The organism is Kamptonema animale CS-326 (assembly GCF_028330895.1).
Taxonomy (GTDB): domain Bacteria; phylum Cyanobacteriota; class Cyanobacteriia; order Cyanobacteriales; family Microcoleaceae; genus Kamptonema; species Kamptonema formosum.
Genome location: NZ_JAQMUA010000274.1, coordinates 1 through 2,677, shown reverse-complemented (window position 1 = coordinate 2,677; position 2,677 = coordinate 1). Strand labels below are relative to the sequence as shown.

Sequence of the window (2,677 nt, the reverse complement as noted above, 5' to 3'; positions counted from 1 at the left end):
GGGTAATGGGTAATGGGTAATGGGTAATGGGTAATGGGTAATGGGTAATGGGTAATGGGTAATGGGTAATTGGTAATTGGTAATTGGTAATGGCTAATGGCTAATGGCTAATGGCTAGTGCTATCTATTACAACTAACAACTAACCACCAGCAGTTAACAGTTAACAGTTAACTGTTAACTGTTAACTGCTTTTAATATAGCTTGAGAATCGCACACAAAGCCAAAACATTGTTTAACGTTGTAAAGGGTGGCTTGCCAACAATATTCTGGAGATGTAGTAGCCGTACAATCTTTAACTAATATGCAATCATAACCGAGAAAGTTGGCATCTTGTAGTGTGGCCATTACGCATTGATCGGCGTTCACTCCTCCAAAGAAAATTGTAGTTTTACCTAAGTTTCGTAATATACTATCTAAAGCAGTATCCCAAAAACCGCTCATTCGATATTTATCAATAAGAATATCCTCCGGTTTCTGTTCTAATTCATCCACAACAGCAGCAGCCCAACTTCCTGCCCTGAGTACGGGATTGCCATTTTTAGGCAAGGGATCGCCTAAGCCAATACCTTCACCTGTGGGTTTATAAACATGATGCAATCCTGCACTAATATTTAGCAAGTCGGGGCGGTTTCCCCAGTTTAACCAAATAATAGGAATTGACTGCGATCGCAATGTCGGTAATAATATTTTTAGTGGATTAATTGGACTGCGGGCTGGGGTTACATCTACGCCAATATGTGCTAACCAACCATCGGGGTGACAGAAGTCATTCTGCATATCTATCACTAAAATGGCAGCTTTTGCTAAATCTAGGCGCAGGGTTTTGGTTTCTGTTTCTAGGGTGACAGGTTGAGGTGGGAGGGGAGGGCGGGTAATATCGGCAATTTTTGCATCAACTGCCCAGGCATTCGGTGGTATTCCCAAGGTACGGAGAGATGAGAGATTCATGTTGTTTCTGTTGAGATAATTATTTCATGGTTGAACCCAATTTTTTCTCATAAACGGGACTTACGCATTGTAAGAGAGGATCGGGGTAAGAGAAAAGCTTCGCTTCACTCGCAATGACAGAAAATGGTAGAGGATGCGTAAGTGGTGACTAACTTGTATTAGCCCATTTTTAGAGTAAGAATAGGTATTCACTAACACTTTTTTAAGAATCAACTCAAAATTAAATAATAATTGATCTAAGTGCTGTAGAAGGGTTAATCTGTGAGTTTTACAATTGAGAATGTTTTAATTGCGGTTGAAGGCGGTTATCAAACCGCTAACGTGCAGGTGGAGGGCGATCGCATCGCGGTGATCGCGAATCAAACGGCAACTCTTGGGGAGGGTACGACTGCGATCGATGGTAGAAATAAGTTGCTACTGCCCGGTTTTGTCAATGCACATACCCATTCTTCGGAAATGTGGCAGCGTGGGATCATTCCGCCTCTGCCGTTGGAGTTGTGGATCGCGGAACTATACGATTTTACCCCCCTCGATGCCCAGAAAGTTTATCTGAGTGCCTTGGGTACAGCGGTGGAGACGCTGCTATCAGGCGGTACAACTGTTGTCGATCATTTGGTTTTGATTCCGGGACAAGAGTTGGAAGCGATCGCTGCTGCCGATCGCGCTTACCGTGAAATTGGCATTCGCGCTTTCATTGGCCCCCTGATTCAAGATCAATCCCTGACGGCGGGTATGCCTTCTGGTGGCGCTGACATGGATCATGCCCCTTACATTCGATCGACAGCGGCAACTTTAGAGTTGATGAAAGAGGCGATCGCTCGGTTTCATCGACCTGAAGAAGGCGTGAATATCATGTTAGCACCGACGGGGATGCAAATGTGTTCTGATGCCTTGTTTGAAGGCTGTGTAGAATTGAGCGATCGCCACAATCTTTGCCGCCACGCTCATCTATTAGAAACCCGTGCTCAACAACAATTAGCTCAAGAAAAATACGGTGGTAGCGCCGTTGAACATCTGAAACAAATCGGTTTTCTCAGTGCGCGAACTTCTTTGGCTCATTGTGTTTGGCTGGATGATGCTGATATTACTATTATGGCAGAAACTCAGTCAACTGTTGTACATAATCCTCTCAGCAATTTACGATTAGGTAGCGGCATTGCACCGCTGATTAAATATCGTCAAGCTGGAGTAAATATATCTTTTGGCTGCGACGGTGCAGCTAGTAATGACTCTCAGGATTTGCTGGAAGCGATTAAAATTGGCTCAATTTTGCACAATATCACAGATTTAGATTACCGTCACTGGATTACACCGCGCCAGTCTGTAGAGATAGCATCAATCGGAGGTGCTAAAGGTTTAAATATGGGCGATGAAATTGGTTCTCTAACTGTCGGAAAAAAGGCAGATTTTGTACTTTACGATCTTACCAGTTTGTCATTATTGCCGCGTACCGATCCGATTGGATTATTAATACTGGGTCGCCCAACTCAAGCAGTCGATAGTGTTTGGGTGAATGGCAAACAAATTGTCTCTGAAGGTCAGGTAAAAACGATAAATGTTGATGAGTTAAGGAAGCAGTTATTTGACCAAAGCGAATGGAGTGGCGATCGCCAGTCTCAAACGGTTAGCGAGATTGAATCACGCTATCGGCGAGTGATGAAATTGCAAGGTTATTCTTAACATAGGACTTACGCACGCTTTATGTAACGCCGCCATCCTGGCGGTTGC

Annotated in this window: 2 protein-coding genes; one reads left to right on the top strand and one right to left on the bottom strand. The window is 43.9% G+C overall.

Features of this window, described 5'->3' with window-relative positions; all coding sequences use genetic code 11:
- Positions 1-175: 175 nt before the first annotated feature.
- A complete protein-coding gene (locus PN499_RS15820) occupies positions 176-949 on the bottom strand; it encodes a cysteine hydrolase family protein (protein WP_272032988.1) in 774 nt (257 codons plus the stop codon).
- A gap of 261 nt (positions 950-1,210) precedes the next feature.
- Here PN499_RS15820 and PN499_RS15815 point away from each other — a divergent pair, with 261 nt between their 5' ends.
- Entirely contained in the window at positions 1,211-2,629 is a 1,419-nt protein-coding gene (locus PN499_RS15815; protein ID WP_272032986.1) for an amidohydrolase, read from the top strand.
- The last annotated feature ends 48 nt before the right edge of the window (positions 2,630-2,677 follow it).

What these genes read in the sequence shown, in the direction of transcription:
- PN499_RS15820 (WP_272032988.1), bottom strand. Translation starts at nt 949, where the DNA reads ATGAATCTCTCATCTCTCCGTACCTTGGGAATACCACCGAATGCCTGG.